Origin of the sequence: Delftia sp. ZNC0008, assembly GCF_000799035.1 — a bacterium.
GTDB classification, from domain to species: domain Bacteria; phylum Pseudomonadota; class Gammaproteobacteria; order Burkholderiales; family Burkholderiaceae_C; genus Comamonas; species Comamonas tsuruhatensis.
Genome location: NZ_JTKZ01000311.1, coordinates 1 through 3517, shown reverse-complemented (window position 1 = coordinate 3517; position 3517 = coordinate 1). Strand labels below are relative to the sequence as shown.

The window sequence follows — 3517 nt, the reverse complement described above, 5'->3', positions numbered from 1 at the left end:
CAGCAGGTCCAGCGCCGCCGCGCCGCGCTCCAGCCGCAGGTCGGCGTCCTCGCCCTCGGCAATCCAGAAAGCCGCTTCGGCCAGGCTGCCGTAGATCAGCGATGCCAGCGCCTGCGGATCGGCCCGGGCCACGATGCCCTGCGCCATGAGGTCCGCAATCAGTGCCTGCATGGACGCAATGCAGTGGCGCTGCGATTGCGGCAGCGCTCCGCCCAAAGCCGCGCGCGCATCGCGCAGCACGATGCGCTGGATTTCAGGCTCCAGCGCCATTTCCAGGTAGGCCCGGCAGCGGCTGCGAAAGCCCTGCCAGGGATCCCGGGCATGGGCGGTGATGGCCTTCAGGCGTTCATCCACCTCGGCATCGATCTGCTCGACCACGGCCGCCAGCAGGCCCTGCTTGTCGCCGAAATGGTGGTACAGCGCGCCCCGCGTCAGGCCAACCTGCGCGGTGAGATCGTCCATGGAGGCATCGGCGTAGCCCTGCTCTCCAAAGGCCTTGCGGGCCGTGGCCAGCAGCGTGGCGCGGGTTTCTTCCATCTCGGCGCGGGTGCGGCGGACCATGGCCAATCTCCTTACATACGGCGTGCATGATTATTTACATACGCTTCGTATGTATATAGGATTCTATTCATACGCAGCGTATGTATTTTCTCTGTCCCGCGACGGCGGTGCAACACCCCCCACCTGTTTGAAGGGATCTGGACCATGAATTCGTCTTCCTCCACGCGGCCCGAACCCGCCGCGCGCCGCCCGTGGCTGGCCGTGTCCGCCGTGGGCCTGGCCACCTTTTCCGTGGTGACCACGGAAATGCTGCCGGTCGGCCTGCTCACATCCATTGCTGGCAGCCTGGGCACCTCCATGGGCAGGGCCGGCCTGATGATCTCGCTGCCGGCGCTGCTGGCCGCGCTGTTCGCGCCGCTGGTGGTGATGGCGGCGGGCGGCATGGACCGGCGCCGCATCCTGTGCGGACTGCTGGCCCTGCTCGTGCTGGCCAACCTGGCCTCGGCGCTGGCGCCGTCGCTGACCTGGCTGCTGGCCGCGCGCGTCCTGGTGGGCTTTTGCATGGGCGGCATCTGGGCAATCGCGGGCGGGCTGGCGGCACGGCTGGTACCCCAGGCGTCGATGGGCCTGGCAACCTCCATCATCTTTGGCGGCGTGGCGGCGGCCTCGGTGCTGGGCGTGCCGCTGGGCGCGCTGATCGGCGATTTCGCGGGATGGCGCTGGGCATTCGGTGGCATGGCAGGCTTCAGCGCACTGGTGCTGGCGCTGCACATGGCCGTTCTCCCCGCCCTGCCTGCCACAGGCTCGGCCAACCTGCGCCAGTTCAGCCATCAGCTGGCCAACCGCAGGCTGCAGGCCGGGCTGGCACTGACGCTGCTGCTGGTGGCCGGGCATTTCATGTCCTTCACCTTCGTGCGCCCGCTGCTGCTGACGGTGTCGGGGTTCGATGCGCAATGGATGAGCGCGCTGCTGCTGGCTTACGGCATCGCGGGCATTGCGGGCAACTTCCTGGCGGGCATCATCGCGGCGCGCCGCACGGTGCCGAGTCTGGCGGCGATCGCCATGGGCCTGCTGCTGGCGCCTGTCCTGTTCCTGTCCGCGGGCGACTCGCCAACCGGTGGCGGCGCCGTGCTGCTGGTCTGGGGCCTGGCCTACGGCGGCGTGTCGGTGGGACTGATGACCTGGATGATGCAGGCTGTGCCACGTGCCGTGGAAATTGCCACGGCGCTGTACGTTGGCGTCTTCAACATCGGTATTGCGCTGGGCTCATGGGCGGGCGGCCAACTGGTCGATGGCTGGGGGCTGCACGCCACGCTCTGGCTGTCTGGCGGCTTGGCCGCTGCGGCCTTGCTGCTGTCTGCGGCCATGGGATTGGTTGGGCGAAATGGACCGGTCGCAGCCTGATGGCCATGAGGCTGTTAACCCCCCGTTAATTCCCCGCTGCCAGCATCCACGGCCTGTCAGCCCGCATGGCTGAAACTCCCTTCCATGCATCTCCGGTCATCCCCTCTTCTTTCGTCCTTCCTGCCCTTGCTTGCCGGCCTGCTGCTGGCGCCTTCGCCTGTTCTTGCCGGAGCGGCAGAGCCTGGCGGGCCGTCAGCGCTATCGGCGCTGGGCGCCTGGCTGCACCTGCCTGCCAGCCTGGCGCTGGGGCCGCTGGTCCTGCCGACGGGCGTGGTGGTGGCCATGCTGGCCTGGCTGCTGGCGCAGTGGCTGGCGCGCAGGAATGAAAGGCGCACGGGCCAGGCCGTGGATGCGCTGCTGTGGCAAAGCACCCTGGCCGGCCTGCTGGCGGCGCGCCTGGCCTATGTCGCGCAGTGGTGGACAGAGTACGCGCCGGCCCCCTGGGATTGGAGCGGGATGCCGGCCTTCGCAGGCCGCATCATCGATATCCGCGACGGGGGATGGAACCTGTGGGCCGGCCTGCTGGCCGCGCTGCTGTACATGCTGTGGCGCAGCCGCCGCTCCCCGGTGCTGCGCCGCGCCACAGGGCTGGCGCTGGGCGCGGGGGCGGCCCTGCTGGTGCTGGGCAGCCTGCTGCAGGCGCTGCCGTCCGCAGATGCACCGGCCCTGCCGGCCTTCACCCTGGTCAACGGACAGGCGCAGCCGGTCTCGCTGCAGCAGTTGCAGCAGGCCGATGGCAAGCCCATGGTGATCAACCTCTGGGCCACCTGGTGCCCGCCTTGCAGACGCGAGATGCCGGTGCTGGCCCAGGCCCAGCAGCAGCGGCCCGATGTGCGCTTCATCTGGATCAACCAGGGCGAGCCAGCCGAGACCGTGATGGGCTATTTGCAGCGCGAGCAGGCAGCAGCCCCGCTGCCGCTGGCCCAGGTGCTGTTCGACCCGCAGCAGCAGGCCGGCCGGCATTGGCGCCAGCGGGGCCTGCCTTCCACCTATTTCTATGGCGCCGACGGCCGGCTGTGCGGCATGCGCATGGGCGAGCTGTCGCGCGCCAGCCTGGCCCAGCATCTGAAGGAATGTTCATGAGCGCTTCCCCCCTGTTTCCCCTGCCTGCACTGGCAGGAGCCCTGGCCTTGACGGCAGCCTTGGCCCTGCCGGCTGCGGCGTCCGAGCTGCCATCGGAGGAGTTTCTGGCCCAGCAGGGACTGACCCTGGTGGGACCGCTGCCGGCCGTGGGCGGACTCAAGGCCTGGGCCGCCTACCGCGACCGCCAGCCCGTGCCCATCTACCGCATGCCTGACGGCAAGCACTGGGTGCTGGGCACGGTGATCGACGCCCAGGGCCGCGACGTGAACGCCCAGGCCCTGCAGGCCGCCGTGCAAAAGCCCATGGGCGAGCAACTGTGGGGCGATGTGCAGCGCGCCCAGTCCATCCCGGATGGCCGCGCCGACGCGCCGCGCACGGTCTATGTGTTCACCGACCCCAACTGCCCCTATTGCAACCAGCTGTGGAACGATGCCCGGCCCTGGGTGGAGAGCGGCCAAGTGCAGTTGCGCCACATTCTGGTGGGCATCCTCAAGCCCAGCAGCGAGGGCAAGGCCGCCGCCTTACGCGG

4 protein-coding genes are annotated in these 3517 nt (G+C 69.2%); 3 read left to right on the top strand and 1 reads right to left on the bottom strand.

What is annotated here, in order from left to right; translation table 11 throughout:
• The coding region (locus L995_RS10350; protein WP_047471426.1) for a TetR/AcrR family transcriptional regulator at window positions 1–561 on the bottom strand (561 nt) is incomplete at its 3' end.
• 144 nt (window positions 562–705) lie between these two features.
• On the opposite strand from L995_RS10350, the gene L995_RS10345 reads away from it, so the two are divergent.
• The 3 genes from L995_RS10345 to dsbG form a co-directional block, all read left to right on the top strand.
• Window positions 706–1905, top strand: coding sequence for an MFS transporter (locus L995_RS10345; RefSeq protein ID WP_047471424.1), 1200 nt, complete (start codon window positions 706–708; stop codon window positions 1903–1905).
• An 84-nt stretch (window positions 1906–1989) separates the two neighbouring features.
• Window positions 1990–2988 carry a TlpA family protein disulfide reductase gene (locus L995_RS10340; RefSeq protein WP_047471422.1) on the top strand — a complete coding sequence of 333 codons (999 nt, stop codon included), beginning with the start codon at window positions 1990–1992 and terminating at the stop codon, window positions 2986–2988.
• On the top strand, window positions 2985–3517 hold a 533-nt coding region (dsbG, locus tag L995_RS10335; RefSeq protein ID WP_047471428.1), incomplete at its 3' end, for a thiol:disulfide interchange protein DsbG. The genes L995_RS10340 and dsbG, both read left to right, overlap by 4 nt.